This is a genomic window from Nonomuraea sp. NPDC003707, from assembly GCF_053587055.1.
Window position 1 is genome coordinate 1 of the sequence record NZ_JBSFNK010000037.1, and the last position, 19275, is coordinate 19275.

At 69.2% G+C, this 19275-nt stretch carries 22 protein-coding genes; 13 read left to right on the plus strand and 9 right to left on the minus strand.

Features of this window, described 5'->3' with window-relative positions; all coding sequences use genetic code 11:
• The 3 genes from ACWDRB_RS53950 to ACWDRB_RS53960 all read right to left on the minus strand — a co-directional run.
• The coding region (locus tag ACWDRB_RS53950) for a DNRLRE domain-containing protein (RefSeq protein ID WP_449908321.1) at positions 1–1496 on the minus strand (1496 nt) is incomplete at its 3' end.
• A 142-nt stretch (positions 1497–1638) separates the two neighbouring features.
• Positions 1639–2094, minus strand: coding sequence for an acyl-CoA thioesterase (locus tag ACWDRB_RS53955; protein WP_355208758.1), 456 nt, complete (start codon positions 2092–2094; stop codon positions 1639–1641).
• Positions 2072–2410 carry a hypothetical protein gene (locus ACWDRB_RS53960; protein WP_350729606.1) on the minus strand — a complete coding sequence of 113 codons (339 nt, stop codon included), beginning with the start codon at positions 2408–2410 and terminating at the stop codon, positions 2072–2074. The genes ACWDRB_RS53955 and ACWDRB_RS53960 overlap by 23 nt, the downstream gene beginning before the upstream one ends.
• 125 nt (positions 2411–2535) lie before the next feature.
• Here ACWDRB_RS53960 and ACWDRB_RS53965 point away from each other — a divergent pair, with 125 nt between their 5' ends.
• From ACWDRB_RS53965 to ACWDRB_RS53975, 3 genes are all read left to right on the plus strand, one after another.
• Positions 2536–3513, plus strand: a complete 978-nt coding sequence (locus ACWDRB_RS53965) for an NAD(P)-dependent alcohol dehydrogenase (protein ID WP_449908324.1) — start codon at positions 2536–2538, stop codon at positions 3511–3513.
• Between the two features lie 216 nt (positions 3514–3729).
• Positions 3730–4176, plus strand: coding sequence for an NUDIX hydrolase (locus ACWDRB_RS53970; protein ID WP_449908326.1), 447 nt, complete (start codon positions 3730–3732; stop codon positions 4174–4176).
• A 4-nt stretch (positions 4177–4180) separates the two neighbouring features.
• The gene (locus ACWDRB_RS53975) at positions 4181–4525 is read left to right on the plus strand and encodes an HIT family protein (RefSeq protein ID WP_449908328.1); all 345 of its coding nucleotides are present in this window, start codon (positions 4181–4183) and stop codon (positions 4523–4525) included.
• Between the two features lie 129 nt (positions 4526–4654).
• Here ACWDRB_RS53975 and ACWDRB_RS53980 read toward each other — a convergent pair whose 3' ends face one another.
• Positions 4655–5119, minus strand: a complete 465-nt coding sequence (locus ACWDRB_RS53980) for a hypothetical protein (RefSeq protein ID WP_350729612.1) — start codon at positions 5117–5119, stop codon at positions 4655–4657.
• Positions 5120–5524: 405 nt separating this feature from the next.
• Between ACWDRB_RS53980 and ACWDRB_RS53985 the strand changes: the two genes are divergently transcribed.
• The 5 genes from ACWDRB_RS53985 to ACWDRB_RS54005 all read left to right on the plus strand — a co-directional run bounded on the left by ACWDRB_RS53985 (position 5525) and on the right by ACWDRB_RS54005 (position 8770).
• Positions 5525–6058 carry a PadR family transcriptional regulator gene (locus ACWDRB_RS53985; protein ID WP_363976163.1) on the plus strand — a complete coding sequence of 178 codons (534 nt, stop codon included), beginning with the start codon at positions 5525–5527 and terminating at the stop codon, positions 6056–6058.
• Positions 6055–6777, plus strand: a complete 723-nt coding sequence (locus tag ACWDRB_RS53990) for a siderophore-interacting protein (protein WP_449908330.1) — start codon at positions 6055–6057, stop codon at positions 6775–6777. Before ACWDRB_RS53985 ends, ACWDRB_RS53990 begins: the two co-directional genes overlap by 4 nt.
• 73 nt (positions 6778–6850) lie before the next feature.
• On the plus strand, positions 6851–7618 hold the full coding sequence (map, locus tag ACWDRB_RS53995) for a type I methionyl aminopeptidase (protein ID WP_449908331.1): 768 nt from the start codon (positions 6851–6853) through the stop codon (positions 7616–7618).
• Between the two features lie 419 nt (positions 7619–8037).
• Positions 8038–8301 carry a hypothetical protein gene (locus ACWDRB_RS54000; RefSeq protein ID WP_192787646.1) on the plus strand — a complete coding sequence of 88 codons (264 nt, stop codon included), beginning with the start codon at positions 8038–8040 and terminating at the stop codon, positions 8299–8301.
• A 205-nt stretch (positions 8302–8506) separates the two neighbouring features.
• Positions 8507–8770 carry a hypothetical protein gene (locus tag ACWDRB_RS54005; RefSeq protein ID WP_350729619.1) on the plus strand — a complete coding sequence of 88 codons (264 nt, stop codon included), beginning with the start codon at positions 8507–8509 and terminating at the stop codon, positions 8768–8770.
• A 249-nt stretch (positions 8771–9019) separates the two neighbouring features.
• Here ACWDRB_RS54005 and ACWDRB_RS54010 read toward each other — a convergent pair whose 3' ends face one another.
• Complete coding sequence (locus tag ACWDRB_RS54010; RefSeq protein ID WP_357743606.1) at positions 9020–9946, minus strand: adenosine deaminase; 927 nt, start codon at positions 9944–9946, stop codon at positions 9020–9022.
• A gap of 88 nt (positions 9947–10034) precedes the next feature.
• Here ACWDRB_RS54010 and ACWDRB_RS54015 point away from each other — a divergent pair, with 88 nt between their 5' ends.
• The gene (locus ACWDRB_RS54015; protein WP_449908334.1) at positions 10035–11192 is read left to right on the plus strand and encodes a PucR family transcriptional regulator; all 1158 of its coding nucleotides are present in this window, start codon (positions 10035–10037) and stop codon (positions 11190–11192) included.
• On the opposite strand, the gene ACWDRB_RS54020 is transcribed toward ACWDRB_RS54015, so the two are convergent.
• Positions 11148–12341 carry a metal-dependent hydrolase family protein gene (locus tag ACWDRB_RS54020; RefSeq protein ID WP_449908336.1) on the minus strand — a complete coding sequence of 398 codons (1194 nt, stop codon included), beginning with the start codon at positions 12339–12341 and terminating at the stop codon, positions 11148–11150. The two genes, ACWDRB_RS54015 and ACWDRB_RS54020, sit on opposite strands and share 45 nt — an antisense overlap.
• A gap of 220 nt (positions 12342–12561) precedes the next feature.
• On the opposite strand from ACWDRB_RS54020, the gene ACWDRB_RS54025 reads away from it, so the two are divergent.
• From ACWDRB_RS54025 to ACWDRB_RS54040, 4 genes are read left to right on the plus strand one after another with little or no spacing between them, the layout of a single operon-like run.
• Positions 12562–13614, plus strand: coding sequence for an ABC transporter substrate-binding protein (locus ACWDRB_RS54025; protein ID WP_357743600.1), 1053 nt, complete (start codon positions 12562–12564; stop codon positions 13612–13614).
• On the plus strand, positions 13611–14363 hold the full coding sequence (locus tag ACWDRB_RS54030; RefSeq protein ID WP_350729627.1) for an ABC transporter ATP-binding protein: 753 nt from the start codon (positions 13611–13613) through the stop codon (positions 14361–14363). Before ACWDRB_RS54025 ends, ACWDRB_RS54030 begins: the two co-directional genes overlap by 4 nt.
• The gene (locus ACWDRB_RS54035; RefSeq protein WP_449908338.1) at positions 14360–15109 is read left to right on the plus strand and encodes an ABC transporter permease; all 750 of its coding nucleotides are present in this window, start codon (positions 14360–14362) and stop codon (positions 15107–15109) included. The genes ACWDRB_RS54030 and ACWDRB_RS54035 overlap by 4 nt, the downstream gene beginning before the upstream one ends.
• Complete coding sequence (locus ACWDRB_RS54040; protein WP_355208791.1) at positions 15106–15879, plus strand: ABC transporter permease; 774 nt, start codon at positions 15106–15108, stop codon at positions 15877–15879. Before ACWDRB_RS54035 ends, ACWDRB_RS54040 begins: the two co-directional genes overlap by 4 nt.
• A gap of 133 nt (positions 15880–16012) precedes the next feature.
• Here ACWDRB_RS54040 and ACWDRB_RS54045 read toward each other — a convergent pair whose 3' ends face one another.
• The 3 genes from ACWDRB_RS54045 to ACWDRB_RS54055 all read right to left on the minus strand — a co-directional run bounded on the left by ACWDRB_RS54045 (position 16013) and on the right by ACWDRB_RS54055 (position 19187).
• Positions 16013–16786 carry a CAP domain-containing protein gene (locus ACWDRB_RS54045; protein ID WP_449908341.1) on the minus strand — a complete coding sequence of 258 codons (774 nt, stop codon included), beginning with the start codon at positions 16784–16786 and terminating at the stop codon, positions 16013–16015.
• 198 nt (positions 16787–16984) lie between these two features.
• Positions 16985–18529 (minus strand): D-alanyl-D-alanine carboxypeptidase/D-alanyl-D-alanine endopeptidase, encoded by a 1545-nt coding sequence (gene dacB / locus ACWDRB_RS54050; RefSeq protein WP_449908343.1) that lies wholly within the window; start codon positions 18527–18529, stop codon positions 16985–16987.
• A gap of 106 nt (positions 18530–18635) precedes the next feature.
• Positions 18636–19187, minus strand: a complete 552-nt coding sequence (locus ACWDRB_RS54055) for a DUF1707 and FHA domain-containing protein (protein ID WP_350729636.1) — start codon at positions 19185–19187, stop codon at positions 18636–18638.
• Positions 19188–19275: the final 88 nt, after the last annotated feature.

Below are 19275 nucleotides of genomic sequence, written 5' to 3' on the forward strand. Positions count from 1 at the left end.
CGGCCCTTGACCGAGTTGTCGGTGTCCTTGAGCTTGGCCCACAGCTTGGGAGTGGCCGTGCTGATGACCGGCCGCCCGTCACCGGAGACGCAGGGACCGCCCGGGTCCGACCAGGCGTCGGCGGCCACCGGGTCGGACGGGATCGAGTTGTACTCGATGACCAGGCTCGGGTTGTTCTTGAACTTCTTCCAGGCGTACACGTCGGTCTCGCTGGTGGCCCGCAGACCGATCGTGACGTTGGGCCACTTCTTGGCGGCGGCGTCCACGACCTGCGAGGTGACGTCGAACTCGACGCCGCCGGGCAGGCAGGACGAGCCCCAGCCCTTGGCCACGTTCACCGTGGAGAGCAGCCTGACCCACGAGGGCTGCTTGTTCCAGGTCGTGGCCTTGCTGATGGTGTTGGTGGCCCAGGCCTCGACCTTGCGGGCGCTGCAGGAGTACGACCACGTCTCGTACGTGCGCAGCGTGGCCTTGATGATCTGCTTGCCGTGGATGGTCGCGCCGGTGTTCATCTGGAAGAACGTGCGGTTCTTCTGCGACTCGACGTGGCCCACGCGGGCGACGTCGCTGGAGTTGAGGTAGTTGGAGTTGGGCCAGTTGCTCCAGACCGCCGTCCAGGCGTTGCGGGCGGCCGAGAAGTACGGGTCGAGATAGACGGGGAACTTGGTGTTCGGGTCCGTCATCATCGTTCTGTCGGGCTTGAGCCGCAGTTGCTTGCCCGCCAGTTCCACGCCCATCGTCGCCTCGCGCGCCTCCGGGGAGCGGCCCTCCTTGAGCGCCTGCGGGCTCGTGATGCCCTTGGAGTCCCACATCTTCGGGGTGGGCGCGGTGAAGATCGTGCCCTCGTTCTTGTCGACGGCCTCGATGTTGCCCGCCTTGTCCGACTCGACCGACAGGCCGGAGGCCGACAGCGGGAACGTCAGCTCCGTCATGCTCTCCGCGGCGGCCCGCGATTTGACCACCAGGATGTGGGAGAAGCCGTCCACGTCAGCGGTGACCTGGAGGTCCACGCCCGGTATGACCTCGGGGTAGGTGGCGGTGTCGCCGTTCAGCGTGGGCTTGGGGAGCGTGCCCTGCCAGCCGAGCTCCAGGGACTTGGCGCCGCGCGACAGCTTGGCCAGCGGGGCGTTGCCGCCGCCGGAGAACCTCAGCCCGATCGCCGTCGCGGCCGGGCTGACCGAGCCGTCGGGGTTGAGGCGGAGCGTGGTGTCGACGGGGACCCAGCCGCCCGCCTGCCGGACGCGTACCGGGCGGACGTTCAGCTCCATCGAGAGCGTGCCGTCCGGTTTGGCGAAGACCTGGCGGGTCTCCGTACGCATTGATTCGATCTCCACCGGCCGGCCGGCGCTCCGAGCGGCCGCGACCGCGGATTCCTCGGCCTTGGGCCGCTCCTGGACGGCCTTCGGTGGTTCCGGCACCTCGTCGGCCTGGGCGGCGACCGCCGGAGAGATGGTTAAGATCAGCGCCGCCGTGAGCAGCCCATGCACTACCCGCATACGTCCTCGCCCGTGTTGAGCAGGGGTTACGCGCGGAACAAGAGCTGCCCGGCGTCTCCACGATCTTCGGATGGACGATCGGATTTTCACCCGCCCCCGAACCGGGAGTCCAGGGTTTTGTTCATTCTGCTCGAAGATTTCTTCAGGGGCCGAATTTGCGGGTGAGGCCGAGGAGTTCGGGTTTGGCGGCTCTTGTGTGCCACTCGCGGTCGGGATCGGGCACCAGCCGGCGGGTCTTCAGGTCGAGCAGGCCGCTCACGTGGCTCACCTCGGCCGCCACGGTGCCGTCCACGCGCCGCAGGAGATGGTGCACCCGGTAGGTCTTCCCGCCGCTCCACTCCCAGTCGCAGGTGACGTCCACCTCGTCACCGCCGCGCAGCTCGCGGTGGTATTTGATGACGGTCTCGAGGTTGACGGGGCCGAGGCCGCTGTCGAGCAGTTCCTCGACCGACACCCCGGCGGCCCGGACGCAGGCGAAGCGGGCGTGGTCGGCGTACTGGATGTAGAAGCCGCCGTTGAGGTGGAGTTGCGGGTCGATCTCGTAGATGCGGACCTCGAGGCGGACGCTGAAGGGCTCAGTCACGGGGCTGTGCGTCATCGGGGGCTCCTTGTTCGGCCAGCCAGTGCAGCGAACGTTCGGTGAGATAGCGGCGACCGTCCTCGCGGACCTCCAGCCAGTCGCCGCGGGCCCAGCCGCCGGCGGCCTGGGGGGAGAAGCCGTGCTTGCGGAACAACGCGCTGGCTTCAGCCCTGGTCAGGCCATCGCGCCCCCATTCGGCGATGAGCGCTCGATGCCGGCTGTCTGCTGGGGGTTGAGCCGGATCGGCCGAGATCGCATCCGCCAGCGCCGCGAATCCGGCGCTGATCTGGCGTAGCGCCGCGGCTATCTGATCTTTCTGCGGCCAGGGCTCCATGTCCATAGGTTAGCAATTGCTACCGATTGGTGAGCATTGTCGATGGAGATTGGTGGGTGTTACCGTCTTTCACGTGTAAGAAGAATCTTACACGTGACCAAAGACTCTGACCAGGGAGCATCGCCATGAAGGCCGTCCGCTACCACTCCTACGGCTCGCCCGACGTCATCAAGCTCCTGGACGTCGACAAACCCGAGATCGGCGACGATGACGTGCTGATCCGCGTCCGGGCGGCCTCCGTCAACGCGGGGGACTGGCACCTCCTGCGCGGCCTGCCCTACATCTTCAGGGCGCAGGCCGGGCTGATCCGCCCCAAGGCCCACCTGCTGGGCGGCGACCTGGCCGGGGAGGTCGTGGCGGCCGGCAAGAGCGTCACCGCGCTGCGGCCCGGCGACGAGGTGTACGGCTTCTGCCGTGGCGCGTTCGCCGAGTACGTGGCCGTTCCGGCGGAGGGGTTCGTGGTGCGGAAGCCCGCCGGGCTGACGTTCGAGGAGGCGGCGGCCGTCCCGGTGGCGGCCGTCACCGCGTTACAGGCTCTCCGTGACAAGGCGCAGGTCAGGGCCGGGCAGAAGGTGCTGGTCAATGGCGCGGGGGGCGGGGTGGGGCCGTTCGCGGTGCAGATCGCCAAGGCCCTGGGCGCGGAGGTGACCGGCGTGTGCGGGCCCGGGAACGTGGAGATCGTACGCTCGATCGGGGCCGATCACGTCGTCGACTACACCAAGGAGGACTTCACGCGCAGCGGCGAGCGCTACGACGTCATCCTCGACAACGTGGCCAACCGCTCCCTGGCGGACTGCAGGCGCGTGCTCGCCCCTCAGGGGATCTATCTGCACAACAGCGGCGACAAGGGCGGGCGCTGGGTGGGGGTCATGACCCGCATCATCCACGTGATGGTGTCGTCCCTGTTCGTACGGCAGAGCCTGCTCGCCGGATACGTGGCCGACGAGAACACGGACGATCTCGTGGCCCTGCGCGACCTGCTCGAAGCGGGGAAGATCAGGCCGGTCATCGACCGGACGCACCCGCTGAGCGAGGTTCCCGAGGCGATCGGCTACATCGAGCGCGGCCACGCCCGGGGCAAGGTCGTCATCACCATGGCATGACGGCGGGATTGACCCGGCCCACCCCGCCGACGTCCTCGACGTCGGCTGCGACACCGGGTCCCTGTCCATGCTGCCGGCCGCGGCCGGGCACCTGGTGTGGACCCTGCCCGACCCCGAGGCGGCGCTGCGTGACCGACCTGCGCGTCGAGCCGCTCAGCGACGACACCGACCTTTGGGGCGGTCCCGTGCACGACGAGCGCTATGCGATCATCGCCTATGCCTGACAGAACGATCCGCGACACGGCCCTCTGTTACATCGTCCGCAATGACAAGCTGCTCGTGTTCCGCCACGTCGACTACAGCCCCGAGGAAGTGGGCGTGCAGGTGCCCGCGGGGGGCATCAGGGAAGGGGAGGACCCTCGGGACGCGGCGCTCAGGGAGGCGCGGGAGGAGACCGGGCTCCACGGTTTCACCGTCGTGCGGAAACTCGGCGTGGCGGAGTATGACATAACCCCCTACCGCGCCGAGCTCCAGCGCCGCCACATCTTCCAGCTGGCTCTGCACGAAGAGACCCCGGATCGGTGGGCGAGCAGCGAGGACCATGACGGGAACGAGCCGCCCACGCGGTTCGAGTGCTTCTGGATCCCGCTGGAGCACGGCCACGTGCTGCAATCCGGCCAGGGGGCGCTCCTCCACCGCCTGTTCGAGCAGGACGCCGGATAATCGGTTGAGCGGGTTCCGGGCGGGCTGCGAGCCGCTCGTCGTGCCGAGAGCGCATCACCGGGATCTGACGGACATCCCGCTCGACGAGGCGGCCCACGTCATGCGGGCCACCGTGGAGGTGGGGCGCCGGCTCACGGGCGCGCTGGGGGCGAAGGGGGTCAATCTGTGGCACGCGAGCGGTGAGACCGCCTGGCAGAGCGTCTTCCATTTCCACATTCACGTGGTCCCGCGCTACACGGACACGGATCTCACGCCTCCGTGGACGGAGATCGAGCATCCGGTCGAGTCGCTGCGGGGGTTGGGGGCGGAGATCCGTAGGTTCCGGGCAGCGCCCCGCCGCCTCTCCTGAAGCGGCGGGGCACTCACCCGTCAATCAGTTCTCGCCGAACTTCCCGGCCCCGGCGTCGTACCTGTCCATGCCATCGCCCACGCCGGCCAGGTCGATGCCCCCGTTGCCGGAAAGCAGGTCGTCGCCCGACTACATCTCGATCACGTTGCCGGAGCCGCCGATGGTGGCGGCCCCGTTCCCCGAGATGAGGTTGTCCCGCCCCGGCGCCAGGTTCGCCCGCATCGGCAGGCGCGTACGGTTCCGCAGCGTGTCGTCGCCTGGCCCGGTGACCGCCACGATCGACTCGATCTCGTCGGCCGGGCAGGCCACCCGGTTGGCGCTCTCCCGCCTGCACGGCGCGGACGCTTCGATCCTGTCGCCGGCGTTCGAAACGATCACCCAGCGGCCGGACAGGGACAGGTCGATGTTGTCGGACGCGTCGCCCCCGTAGACGTACAGTTCCGAACCGGACACGCTCACGTCGGTCGTGGCGTGCGCCGGCCCGGCGACGGCCAGCAGCGAGGCGGCCAGCGTCCCTCCCACGGCCAGCGCCCGCACGCCGTGTGCGCGCAGAGCGCTGATCCGCGGCCGCTTGCCGTTCCCCCGTGTACTCATCAATTCCCCCTGTGTTGGATGGCTCGCCCCGCGTGTCCGGGACCTTGGATGAGTACGGCGCCACGACGGCCGCGCTCCTGTGACGAAGCGGAGACACGTTCTGTGGTTTTGCCATGTTCGCCGAGGAGCCGGGCATAGGACAGGCCATAGCCTTGTTTTCAGGCGTCCGTCATAGCGAGCGTGGACGGAAGAGGGGCGTACGGTGCGCACACGCCCTCCGGCAACAAACGACTCCACACCTTCCACAACAGCACCGTTAGCCTCCATACCCCCGACAGTGGCATCGCCAACCGCCACCACAACCTCCCAAGAAGAGCCCTGTCCTGCGGCTTTACCGGGTGGCCGAGCCGCGATGGGCTCGATCGACCGTTGCTTAGCTATATCGTTCGATATAGCATCCGAGCCATGATGCACGCACGTCGCGGCCCCGAGCGGGGCCCCACCGGGCGCTTCTTCGGTCCTGGCGAGCTTCGCCTGGCCATCCTGGCCCTGATCGTCGAGCGGCCCGGCCACGGTTACGAGGTCATGGGCCGCCTCGCCGACCGCTTCAACGGCACCTACGAGCCCAGCGCCGGCTCCATCTACCCCACCCTCCAGCTGCTCGAGGACGAAGGACTCGTACGCGTCGAGCAGACGGACGGCCGCAAGGTCTACCACGTCACCGAGGACGGCAGGCGGGCGGCCGAGGAGCAGGCCGACGTGATCGAGCGGCTGTGGGGGCGGGCGGCCAGCAGGGGCGAGTGGGGGATGTTCCGCGAGCCCGAGGCCGCCGAGATCGTCGGGCCGGCGTTGCGCCTGGTCAAAGCCGCCGTGAAGGCGCTGGCCCACGCGCACGGCGACCCGGCCGTGGTCGAGCGCATTCAGGAGGTCTTCGTGGAGGCCCGCCGCAGGATCGAGGAGCTGGACACCAGGAGACGGCCATGGAAGGAGGCGCCATGAGGCGGAGCGTCGCACGGCGGTTACTCGACCGGATGTTCCTCACCGGCGAGGTGGTCGAGGTCGAGGAGGTGACCGCCCGCATGCGGCGGGTCAGGATCGGGGGAGAGGCGCTCGCCGGCCTGGAATGGACGCCCGGCCAGCACGTACGCCTCTTCATCGGCGACGGCGGCGGCCTGCTGGGCGGCGTCCTGCGCACTTACTCGATCTGGCGGCACGACCCGACCTGGGAGGCCATCGACCTGATCGGCTACGACCACGGCGGCGACTCGCCGGGCGCCTCCTGGATCAGGACCGCCGAGCCCGGCATGGAGATCTCCTTCACCAGGCCGGACGGCAGTTTCGTCACGCAGGAAGCCCGCTACCACCTGTTCGCGGGCGAGGAGACGGCCTCGGTGGCGTTCGGCGCGATGTTGCGGGCGCTCCCGGAGGGCGTCGCGGCATACGGCGCGGTGGAGGCTGAGGGGCCGGGTGACCATCTGGAGCTGCCCAAGGAGCTGGTCAAGGTGTGCCGGGGCGGCAAGCCGGCGGCCAGGTCGGAGGTCCTGGTCAACGCCGTCAGGGAGCTTGACCTGCCGGACGAGCCCGGCGTGGCCTACCTGGCCGGGGAGGCGCGCACGATCCAGGCCATCCGTGCCCATCTGGTCAACGAGCGCGGCTGGCAGCGCAGGGACGTCCGTACGAAGCCCTTCTGGACGCCCGGCAGAAAGGGGCTCGACTAGAGCGGTGCGACAGGCCCTCGTAGCGTGATAGTAATACCGGTATAGTTATTGGTAACGCATGCGAGGAGGGGCCGTGATCGAGCTGAAGAGTGCCGGAGAGATCGCCGCGATGCGGGAGGCGGGGCGGGTCGTCGCCGCCGTCCACGCCGCGGTGCGCGAGCGGGCCGCCGTCGGCGTCTCGCTGAAGGCGCTCGACGAGGTGGCCCGGACGGTCATCGAGGACGCGAAGGCGGGAGCGTCGTTCCTCGGCTACCACCCGTCGTTCGGCGCGACCCCGTACCCGGGGGTGATCTGCACGTCCGTGAACGGGGTCATGCTGCACGGCCTGCCGAGCCCGTACCGGCTGCGTGACGGCGACCTGATCAGCGTCGACTGCGGCGCGTTCGTGGACGGGTGGCACGCCGACGGCACGGTCAGCTTCGCGGTCGGCGAGCAGCGCGCGGAGGACCTCAAGCTCATCAGGGTCGCCGAGGAGACGCTAGCCGCCGGCATCGAGGCGGCCGTGCCCGGCGGCCGGATGGGAGACATCGGCCACGCCATGTCCACGGTCGGGCGCGGCGCGGGATACGGCATGCAGAACGACTTCGGCGGCCACGGCATCGGGCGGGCCATGCACGAGTCGCCGTTCGTGCCCAACGAGGCCCGCGCGGGACGCGGGATGCGACTGCGGCCCGGCCTGGTGATCGCGATCGAGCCGAGCCTGATGGCCGGGGGCGACGACGAGTACTACATGTCCGATGACGGCTGGTCGGTGTGCTCGGGAGACGGCAGCAGGAGCGTGCACGTCGAGCACACGGTCGCCATCACCGCGGACGGCCCGGTCATCCTCACCGTGCCGTAGGCGTCCGCGTCCCAGCCGCGCCAACGAACGTGATCCGTGGAAGTCGTCCTGGGAGCCGAACACCGGCGACGCGTGGAAGAACACCAGCCCGACCAGCACCGGGGCACGCATCACGTCGAGTTCGGGGCGGTCGGAAGGGGCGGGTCGTTACGCATGGTCATGATCACCGCCCGTATGTACCAGTCTGAGGCCCCGAATGCGCCCGCGCCAAGGTCTGTGGCGAGGTGGGAAAAGGTACAGGAGTCACCACGGGGAAGCACTGCCACGTCAAGATCGACGATCTACATATCGGTTCGGCCATGCGCGCCATTTCGCCAGGTCAAGAGCGAAATTGTGGGTGTTTGTCGAAGTTGGGGGCCGGGGACATTCACTCTCGGCAGCTACGGAGAGTAGTGGACATGTACCAGAGAGGAATCGATATGTACAGACATGGGCTCGTTCTGGCCGGCCTCGTCGCCGGGATGGCTGTGTTCGGCGGCTCCGCGTTCGCGGCCACCACCGGCTTTCCGAAGGACCACGACGACAACAGGAAGATCCTGTTCGTCTGTGGCGACGACAACTACATCGCCGGTGGCGACATCAACAAGAACGAGAACAAGCTGCTGAACATCGAGACCGGCGACATCCTCGGCATCCTCAGCGCCCACAGCGAGGACGACAACCGGAAGTGCACGCTCGCTTAAGCAGTCTCCTCAGCGGTTGAGAAACGTAACCACGGGGCCCGCCTGTCAGGCCGGGCCCCTTGGTCTTGCTCAACCACTCGTCTGTGAGAGAAGCGCCCGCAGGGTCAAAAGTGAAAATTGTGGGCGTTTGTCGCAGTCGAGCGTCGGGGACATCTCCCTCCGACAGCTACGGAGAGTAGTTGAAATGCATCAGAGAGGAATCGACATGTACAGACATGGACTCGTTCTGGCCGGCCTCGTCGCCGGGATGGCCGTGTTCGGCGGCTCCGCGTTCGCGGCCACCACCGGTTTCCCGAAGGACCACGACGACAACAGGAAGATCCTGTTCGTCTGTGGTGACGACAACTACATCGCCGGCGGCGACATCAACTCGAACGAGAACAGCCTGCTGAGCGTCAAGACCGGCGACATCCTCGACATCCTCAGCCGTCACGACGAGAACGACAACCGGAAGTGCACGCTCGCCTAAGTAGTCTCTTCGGCGGTTGAGAAACGTGACCACGGGGCCCGCCCGCAGGGTCGGGCCTCACGGTCTCGCCCAGTCTCGTCTGTGAGAGAGAGGCCTGGCGCAGGTGGTCGGCCCGCACTTCGAATCCGCGTCCGTCACCCTACGCAGGGCCACTCGGAGGCGGTGGTTGCGAACACCTCGCCAGAACAGCGATGCCGCTACGGGACCTGCTCCTCGGCGGCCGATGCCGAGGGGCAGGTCCCCGTAGTCTCACCCTTCGTACGCGAACGAAGCGTCGAAGGAGTTGCGGGCGATCCGGTCGAGCTGCTCGTCCGTCATCCCCAGCTCCCGCTGGAGCGCCGCGTAGTTGTCCTCGACGTAACCGCCGAAGTACGCGGGGTCGTCCGAGTTGACGGTCACGACGAGCCCTTCGTCCAGCATCGCGGGCAGGATGTGATCACGCAGGGACGGCACGGCGCGCAGCCGTACGTTCGACAGCGGGCACACCGTCAGCGGGATCCGCTCATCCCTGAGCCTGGCCACGAGCTGTGGGTCCTCCATGGCCCTGATCCCGTGGTCCACCCGCTCGACGCGCAGGATGTCCAGCGCCTCCCACACGTAGTCGGGCCCGCCCTCCTCGCCCGCGTGCGCCACCCGGTGCAGCCCTTCGGCGGCCGCGATCTCGAAGACCCGCCTGAACAGCGACGGCGGGTAGCCCACCTCCGCCGAGTCCAGCCCCACCCCGATGAACGACTCCCGGTACGGCAGCGCCGCCCGCAGCACCTGCTCGGCCTCGTCCGCCCCCCGGTCACGCAGGAAACACAGGATCAGCGCGGCCGACACGTCGCCGTCCTTCAGGGCCGCCGACAGCCCGCCGAACACCACCTCCAGCGGCACGCCCCGGCTCAGGTGCGCCTGCGGGTCGAAGAAGATCTCCGCGTGCCGCACGCCCTGCTCCTTGGCCCGTCGCAGGTACGCGGCGGCGAGGTCGTAGAAGTCCTCCTCGGTGCGCAGGACCGCCATGTGCTCGTAGTAGAGGTCCAGGAAGGACTGCAGGTCGGTGAAGGAGTAGCGGGAGCGGATGGCGTCCACGTCGAAGGTCGGCAGGTCGATCCGGTTACGCCGGGCCAGCTCGACGACGAGCTCTGGCTCGAGGGTGCCTTCGATGTGCAGATGGAGCTCTGCTTTGGGACGCATGACCACGAGTAAACCCGACACCGCGAGGTCGGAGTATCGTGCGAACCTCTGAACTCTTGGGTTTTGAGCTGGCATAACATCAGATTTCATGAGGCTGTCGGACCTGCTCGCGCGCGACGACCTGCGGCTGACGCTTGTGACGGGTCACGAGGAGGTCGACCGCGAGATCCGGCGCGCGTACCCGACGGACCTGCCCGACCCCCGACGCTACCTGCAGTCCGGCGACCTCGTGCTCACCAGCGGCGTCTGGTACGGCGAGCCGGCCGACTGCGAGCGGTTCGCCGACGCGCTGTGGGCCACCGACGCCGCCGGCCTGGTCGTGGGGCTGATCGTGCTGGGAGAGCTGCCCGAGGAGCTGGTCAAGGCATGCGAACGGCGCCGGCTGCCGCTGCTCCTGGCCGCTCCCGACCAGTCGTTCGGCGTGATCACGCAGGTCGTGACGGCCGAGGGGTTCGCGGCCGAGCAGCGCAGGGCCGAACGGGTGAGGGCGCAGACGCTGCTCGACGTGCTGGGCCACATCCCGCCGGGCGAGGTCTCCGCGCACCTGCGGCTGCTCGGCGCCGACCCGGGCCTGCCGACCGCCGCCATGGCGGTCACGCGGACGGGACCGGTGAATGATGATTACGACCTGCCCGAGGTCCTGCACGAGGGCCTGGCCAGGAGGGGCCGGCACCTGATCGTCGGCGGCACCTCGCAGGAGGCGATCGTGCTGGTCAACGGCCGGGCGTCGCGCAAGAGCCTGGCCGACGAGCTGCGCGGCCTGGTGGCCGAGCGCCCCGGGCTGAGCATCGCCGCCGGGATCAGCGAGATGGCGGCCAGCGTGTCGCAGCTCGGCGAGGCGCTGGAGACGGCCAGACGGGGCATGGAGTCCGCGCGGGGCGGCCCGGGGCCGGTGTCGATCATGTCGGTGGCCGACATCGACAGCTTCGACCTGCTGATGGCCGCGCTGCCGGCCAGCGTGCGCCGGTCCTTCCGCGATCACCTGCTGGGGCCGGTGGAGGAGTACGACGCGCGGCACGGCTCCGAGCTGCTGCGCACGCTCGACATCTTCCTGGAGACGTGCGGTTCCTGGCAGCGCACCGCCGACGAGCTGTACGTGCACGTCAACACGTTGCGCTACCGCATGCAGCGGATCGAGGAGCTGACCGGGCGGCGCATGTCGTCGATGCGCGACCGTACCGACCTCTACCTGGCGCTGCGGTCAGGGAGAGACGGGCAGGCGGCCCGCGACGACACGGCCCCGTGAGACCACGGCCACGATGTTCTCCGTGGCCAGGTCCTCGATGCGCTCCCACGGACGCCCGCGCAGCACGACGAAGTCGGCGCCCAGCCCCGGCGCGATCCGCCCCACGGGCATGCCGATCGAGTCGGCCGCGTCGGAGGTGGCCGCCCGGAGCGCGGACTCGGCGTCCATGCCGAGCACCCGCGTCATGTGGACGACCTCGGCGAACTGGTCGCCGAACTGCACGTGGTGGCCGTTCGCGTCGGTGCCGAGCACGAACCGCACGCCCAGCGCGGCGGCCTGGGCCAGCAGCACGTCGCGCCGGGCGATCAGCTCGGCGGCCTTGGCGCTGGCCTCGGGCGTGACGGGGACGCGGCCCTCGGCGATGGCCTCGTTGATCAGCAGCGTCGGTGCGACCGGCGTGCCCCGGACGGCCAGCGTCTCGGCCAGGTCCTTGCTCATGAGCGTGCCGTGCTCGATCGAGTCGACACCCTCCTCGACGGCCACGCGGATGCCGTCCTCGGAGTGGGCGTGCGAGGCCACCAGCATGCCGAGCGCGTGCGCCTCGTCCACGACCGCCCTGATCTCGTCGCGGGTGTAGTTGCGCCAGGCGTTCTTGTCGCCGATCGACAGCACGCCGCCGCTGGTCGTGAGCTTGATTCCGTCCATGCCGGCGCGGGCCCAGGCGCGTACGAGCTTGCGGCACTCGTCGGGGCCGTCCGCCGTGGGCTTGCGCACGGGGAACGCAGGCGGCACGAACAGGTCGTTGTGCCCGGCCGTCATCCCCACCACGCCGTGCACCTGGACGCGCGGCCCGGGCAGCACCCCGGCGTCGAACACCCGGCGCAGCGCGATCTGAGCCTCGTCGCCCGCCAGGTCGCGCAGGGTCGTCACGCCGTGCCGCATGGCCCGCTGGGCGTGGGCGGCGCCGTGCAGCACCTGCTCGTCCCGGGTGGTCACCAGCGGCCAGGTCGCGAAGTCCGGCGGGTCGCCGGGGCCCGCGTAGCCGACCAGGTGCACGTGCGTGTCCACCAGGCCGGGGAGCACGCACAGACCGTCGTGGCCGGGCACGGCGTCCGGCTGCACGCTGATGATCCGGTCCGGCTCCCAGCTCAGATCGACTGGGCCGCGATATTCGGTACCGTCCCAAAGGGGGATTCCGTCGAGTCTCATTTCAGGCTCGACGCTACCGGAGCCGCCGGGTGGCTGGAGGGATCTACGGTCCTCGGATGGCGCTCTCGTAGGGACCTACAGGGCTCGCCAGCGGTTTTCCCGCATTCTCCCTGCGTGACGGCTTCCGGTGCCCGGGCGTCCAAAACCACCGTCACACGATGGTAATAATCAATGGATACCGTCCTGACCTGCACGTTCACCCGCCGCTCAAGGATGAATTATGGCTATTTCCCTCGATCGCCGCGCGTTCCTGCGGACAACAGGTCTGGCCGGTCTGGCGCTCGGCCTGGCCGCCTGCGGCGAGACCACGGCCGCCGGCGGCGGCGGAGAAGCGAGCGGGCTGGGCTCGGTCAAGCTCCAGCTCTCCTGGAAGAAGAACGTCGAGTTCGCCGGCGAGTACTTCGCGGACACCAAGGGTTACTTCAAGGCCGCCGGGTTCTCGCAGGTCGAGCTCCTGTCGGGCGGCGGCTCCGGCACCTCGGTCGAGTCGGGCCTGGCCACGGGCCGCTGCTGGGCGGGCCTGTCCGCGCCCACGATCACCGCCCCGGCCGTCCTGCAGGGCGCGCAGCTGAAGATCGTCGGCGCGACCTTCCAGAAGAACCCGTTCGCGATCGTCTCGCTCAACAAGAACCCGATCAAGGACGCCAAGGACCTCGTCGGCAAGAAGATCGGCGTCCAGGACTCCAACGAGCTGGTCTGGAACGCGCTGCTCAAGGCCAACAACCTCGACCCGTCGAGCGTGACCCGCGTGCCGTTCCAGTCGGACCCCTCGATGCTCACCTCCGGGCAGCTCGACGGTTACGTCGGCTACGTCACCAGCGGTCCCGTACGGCTGCGGATGCAGGGCCACGACCCCGCCTACCTGCTGTTCGCCGACGCCGGCCTGCCGCTGGTCGCCGAGACGTTCACGGTGACGCAGGAGACGATCGACAAGGAGCGCGACAAGCTCAAGGCGTTCCTGACCGCCGAGATCAAGGGCTGGAGGGACGCCGTCGCCGATCCGGCCAAGTCCGCCGAGTTGGCCGCCACCGTCTACGGCAAGGACCAGAACCTCGACGTCAAGGAGCAGACCGAGGAGGCCAAGATGCAGAACGAGCTCGTGGTCACCCCCGACGTCAAGGCCAACGGCCTGTTCACGATGACGCCGGAGCTGATCGAGCAGAACATCGCCTCGCTCGCCAAGGCCGGCCTGACCATCAAGGCCGAGCAGCTGTTCGACCTGACGATCCTGGACGAGATCTACAAGGCCGACCCGAGCCTGAAGCTGTCATGACGGGGATCAGCATCGCGGGGCTGAGCAAGTCCTTCGGCAAGGGAGTGACCGCGCTGCAGGGCGTCGACATCCAGACGCCGAAGGGCTCGTTCCTGTCGCTGCTCGGTCCCTCCGGCTGCGGCAAGTCCACGGTGCTGCGCATCCTCGCCGGGCTGGAGGAGCCCACGTCGGGCGAGATCCGGGTGAACGGCGAGACGCCCGAGGAGCTGCGCAGGAGCCACCACCTCGGCATCGCCTTCCAGGACTCCGCGCTGCTGCCCTGGCGCAGCGTCGCGGCCAACATCCGGCTGCCGCTGGAGGTCGCCGGGCTCAAGCCGGAGCCCGGCGTGATCGAGGACCTGATCAAGCTGGTCGGGCTGGAGGGGTTCGAGAAGGCCCGGCCCGCCGAGCTGTCCGGCGGCATGCGGCAGCGCGTGTCCATCGCCCGCGCGCTGGTGGTCAAGCCCAGCGTGCTGCTGCTCGACGAGCCGTTCGGCGCGCTGGACGACATGACCAGGCAGCGGCTCAACCTGGAGCTGCTGCGCATCTGGACCGAGAAGCCCGCCACGACGCTCATGGTCACCCACGGCATCGGTGAGGCCATCTTCCTCTCAGACGTGGTCGCCGTCATGAGCCCGCGTCCGGGGCGGGTCATCGAGATGGTGGAGATCGGGCTGCCCCGGCCCCGCACCCCCGAGATGATGCGTACGCCCGAGTTCCACGCGATCCACGACCACCTCAGCGACCTACTGTTCGGGCACGGCGCATGAGGCGCGTCCAAGGGCTGCTCGGCGTCGTCGCGCTCGTCGCGCTGTGGTGGCTGCTCGCCGTCACCGTGTTCGCCGGCCGTGGCGCGGTGCCCACCCCGTGGGCGGTGCTGGCCGCCATGGGCGCCGACGGCTGGGCCTTCTACGGTCCGAACGTCTCGGCCACGCTCGGCGCGGCGGTCCAGGGTTTCCTGTGGGGCAACGGGCTGGCCATCGGCGTGGCGCTGCTGGTGCTGCTCGTGCCCCGGCTGGAGGCCGTCGCCACCCAGCTCGCCGTCATCAGCTACTGCATCCCGCTGCTCGCCATCGGCCCCATCGTGCTGGTGGTCTTCGGCGGCGACGCCACCGTGGTCTTCCTCGCCGCCATCTCCGTCTTCTTCACCACGCTCATCGGCGCCCTGCTCGGGCTGCGCTCGGCCGACCGGGCCAGCCTGGACGTCGTCACCGTGTACGGTGGCGGCCGGCTGGCCAGGCTCCGCTACGTGCAGATCATCTCCGCCCTGCCCAGCACGTTCGCGGGCCTGAAGATCTCCGCACCCTCCGCGCTGCTCGGCGCGATCATCGGCGAGTACCTCGGCAGCAACGACTCCGGGCTGGGCGTCTCCCTGATGATCTCCCAGCAGCAGTTCCAGGTGCCGCGCACGTGGGGGCTCGCGCTCGTGTCCGGGCTGATCGCCGGGCTCGGGTACGCGATCGTCGCCCTCCTCGCCCGCGTGGTCACCCCCTGGTCGAGAGGCGAGTCACAGTGATCGGCCGCACCGTGCTGAGGATCGTCGGGCCGCTGGTTCCTTCCGTGGTCATCGTCGTGGCCGCGTGGTGGGTGGCTCTGGAGGCGTTCGGGATCAGCCCGCTCGTCGGCAAGCGCCCGCCGCAGGTCTGGGAGTACCTGACCTCGTCGGCCGCCCACCGCGAGGCCGTGTTCGGCGCGCTGGGCATCACGATCAGGGACGCGGCCATCGGGTTCGCCACCGGGATGATCGCCGCCATGGTCGTGGCGGTCGCGTTCGTGCTGTTCAGGACCGTCGAGCAGACGTTCATGCCGGTCGCGATGCTGCTGCGGTCGGTGCCGCTCGTGGTGATGACGCCGCTGATCACCCTGATCTTCGGCCGCGACCTGCTGGGCGTGGCCGTGATCGGCGGCATCGTGGTCTTCTTCCCCGCGCTGGTGAACATCGCCTTCGGGCTGCGCTCCGCCTCGCCGCAGGCCACCGACCTGATCATGGCGTACGGCGGGACGCGCCTGACCGTCCTGCGCAAGGTGGCCGTGCCGACCGCGATGCCCTCCGTCTTCGCCTCGGCCCGGATCTCCGTGCCCGCCTCGATCATCGGGGCGCTCATCGCGGAGTGGCTGGCCACCGGGCGGGGGATCGGCGCCGAGATCCTGCGGGCGATCGGCGGCTTCCGCTACGACGAGGTGTGGGCGGACATCGTGGTGGTCACCGCCGTGTCGATCCTGGCGTACGCGGTCGTCGGCGTGGTCGAGTCGCTGGTCCTGGCCCGCTTCTCCGACCGCTCGTAAGCGGGGAGTTTGCGGGCCCGGCCGCGGTCCTGTGTGCGGGGGAGACGCGGCCGGACCCGCTCGGAAGGGAGCGCGTGGGCGTGCGGTGGGATACCGGCGGGTGTGGCCGGTGGAGGCCCGACGCTCCCGTGGCTCAGTGGGTGGCGAGGACCTGGGTCCAGGTTGGTCCCTTGGCGTTGTGCCCGACACCGATGTGGGTGAAGGAGCAGTTGAGGATGTTGGCCCGGTTTCCTGAGCTCTTGAGCCAGCCGCTCATCACGGAGGCCGCGGTGGGCTGGCCCATGGCGATGTTCTCGGCGGCTGAGCTGAAGGAGAAACCGGCGGCCTTGATGCGCCGGTCGAACGTGCGGCCGTCGCGTGAGTCGTGCGAGAAGTAGTTGTTCTCCCCCATGTCGGCCGAATGGCGTTCGGCGGCAAGGTGCAGCCTGGGGTCGTGGATGAGGGGGCGGCAGCCCTTCTTCGCCCTGGCCCTGTTCGTGATCTTGACGACCTCCGTCTCGATCGAGGACGCGAAGCCGCCGCCCGACGCGCACGACAGCCTCACCGGGCGCGACCGGCTGCCGCGCCCCTTCGAGTCGACCGCGACCACGTAGTAGCTGCGCGGGGTGGGGGAGCACCGCACGCCTGCGGTGATCCGTCCGGTGCCGACCTTCTTCGAGCCGCTCTTGAGGACCCGGTCGGGGCCCGGCGCGACGACCTGGATGCGTACCCTGAGCCGGGCCTGGTCGGTGCAGCCCGTCCTGGTTGCGGTGCCCTGGACCACGCCCCTGGTCGCGACCGGCTTGGCCGCGACCACGCGGCACGCCTGCGCCGAGGCGGCCTGGGTGACCGCCTGCGCGGCGGTCGCGGGGAAACTCAACGCCGCCAGACTCCCGAGGCAGACGAGTGCCTGGAGCTGTCCGCGCATTCTTTCCTCCGGTTCAGGGCTCGACATTGCGTCGAACCCGCATTCTGGCGCTCCCGAGTCGACGATGTACGGAAATTTCAGACCTAACTTGGAGCTCCAAGTGGCCGAATCGTGATCCACCCGCCTCGATCCCGGTAAACCACAGCGGCCCCCTGAGCGTCAGAGGGCCGCGCGGTTTCGGGCGATTTCAGGCGATGGCTAGCACTGCACGGGCTTCAGCCAGGAGCATTCGAGGTCCCCCGCCTCGCCCTGCTCCGTGGCGCGGAGCTGCGTGGCGTCGGCGGTCGCGGTGGCACGCGTGAACTGGGCGAGCCGGATGGCGATCTTGTCCTCGATGTCCTTGGGGGAGCCGGACAGGTACTGGTTCAGCATGATCGAGAAGATCAGCGGCTCGCCCTCGGCGCTTGTGACGTACCCGGACAGCGAGGTCACCCCGGTCAGCGAGCCCGTCTTGGCGTGGACGTTGTTCGCGGCCGGCGTGTTCCGCATCCGGCTGCGCAGGGTGCCGCCCACGAAGCGCTCGGCGTTGCCCGCGATGGGCAGGGACTCGTACCAGGTGGTGAACCAGGGCTTGCTCCGCGCCGCCGTCAGCAGTTGCACGATCGAGCCCGGCGAGAAGCCGTCGCGACGCGACAGGCCGGAGCCGTCCCGCATGTTGATCACCTGCACCCCGTTCGCCTTGGCGAAGTCGGTGCTGACCTTGAGCCCGGCCGACCACGTGCCCTGGTTCGCGACCTTGCGGCCCATGGCCTTGGTGAGGATCTCGGCGTGGATGTTGTTGCTCAGCTTCAGGAACGGGACCAGCAGCTCGCCCAGCGTCATCGACTGGTGCCCGGCCAGCTCCTTGGCCTCGGCCGGGGCCGCGCCCGTGACGGTCGGCCCGAGCACCTTGACGCCGTGCTTGGTCAGCGACGCGCGGAACAGTGACGCGACGTACGCCGTGGGGTCGTCCACGGCCACCCACTCCTGGTACGGGTCCTTCACCGTGCCGGTGATCACGACGGTGCGGCTGTTGTGCTGCCGCTCGATGAGCACGTCGGTTTCCGAGCCCACCGTGGCCTTGTTGACGATCTTCAGGTAGCCGGTCTCCGGGGTGGTGGACACCTTGACCTGGTCGCCGTCAGCGGCAACGGAGACGATCACCGACCCGGCGTCGTAGTCCCTGTCGGGCGAGGCGGTCAGCGCGGAGATGGGCGCCGCGTAGTAGGCGGTCTCGTCGTCCCACGACCAGTCGTTGCCGAGCCGCTGCGAGTCGAACCAGGTGTCGTCGGTCACCAGCTTGCCCGTCACGACCTTGACGCCCGCGGCGGCGACCTTGGCGGCCAGCGCGTCGTAGTCGTCGGCCAGCATGGTCGGGTCGCCGGTCCCGCGCAGCACCAGGTCCCCGGCCAGCAGCGACCCGGCCTTGCGGCCCGAGGAGAGCACGGTGGTGGAGAAGCGGTAGTCGAGCCCGAGGGTCTCGGCGGCCGCGGCGGAGGTGAACAGCTTGGTGTTGGAGGCGGGGGTCAGGAGCTTGCCCGCGTCCGTGGCGTACAGCTCCTCGCCGGTGGCGGCGCTCTTGACGACCACGCCCGCTCTGGCGATCGTGAGCCGGGAGTCGCTGAGGATCTTGTTGATGTCCTGGTTGAGGTCCGCCACGCCGGCGGAGGGCTCCAGGGCGACGGCTGGGGAGGAAGGGCTGGACGCCCACGCGAGGGCCGCGACGAGCGTGCCCGCGACGAGGGATGCTGAGGTGCGCCGCATGGGGGGTCTCCAAATGAATGGGGAATCGCCATGCCAGCGTGGATCACCGCAAGCCAGCTGTAATCCGCAAATATCCGTATTTGTCGGGCGACTCTGGGCGGACGCGTCAGAAGGACGGCTGGCCCGAGCTCACCATGAAACCGCAGTCGCCGAACGAGATCTCGTCACCCGACCGCACCCGCGCCGGCCCCACCAGCCGCCACCCGTTGAGCCGGGTGCCGTTGAGCGAGCCGAGGTCCACCAGCATCCACTCGCCGTCGTCCTCGCGGCGCAGCTCGGCGTGGACCCGGGAGACGGTTAAGTCCGACAGGACGAGGTCGCACGCCGACCCGCGCCCCACCACGTAACGCAGCCGGTCGTCGTCGGGCAGCGCCAGCTTGGGCAGCCGGGGCCGCCGCCACGCGGACTGCACCCGGGTGGTGAACTCGGAGACCGACGCGACGGCGTCGGTCAGCCGCTGCCTGATCGTCGGCTTGCGCGGCAGGTCCGCGACCAGCTTGTCGAGCTCGTGCCGGTTTTGCGCGCGCAGCGCCTGGTCAACCCGGCCTACGAACGTGTCGTGGGAGATCCGGCCCTCCACGGCCTGGTCCCTGAGCTCCCCGATCGCGCGGTCGCGTTCCCCGTCTGATGCGCGAAAAGGCGGCTGCGTCGAGCTCATGTAGCGAGTATCGGACCGAAGGGCGCTCGCTGTCCAGAAAACACGGATCGCTTGCGATGGGCATACTCAGTATGCATACTCAGTATCC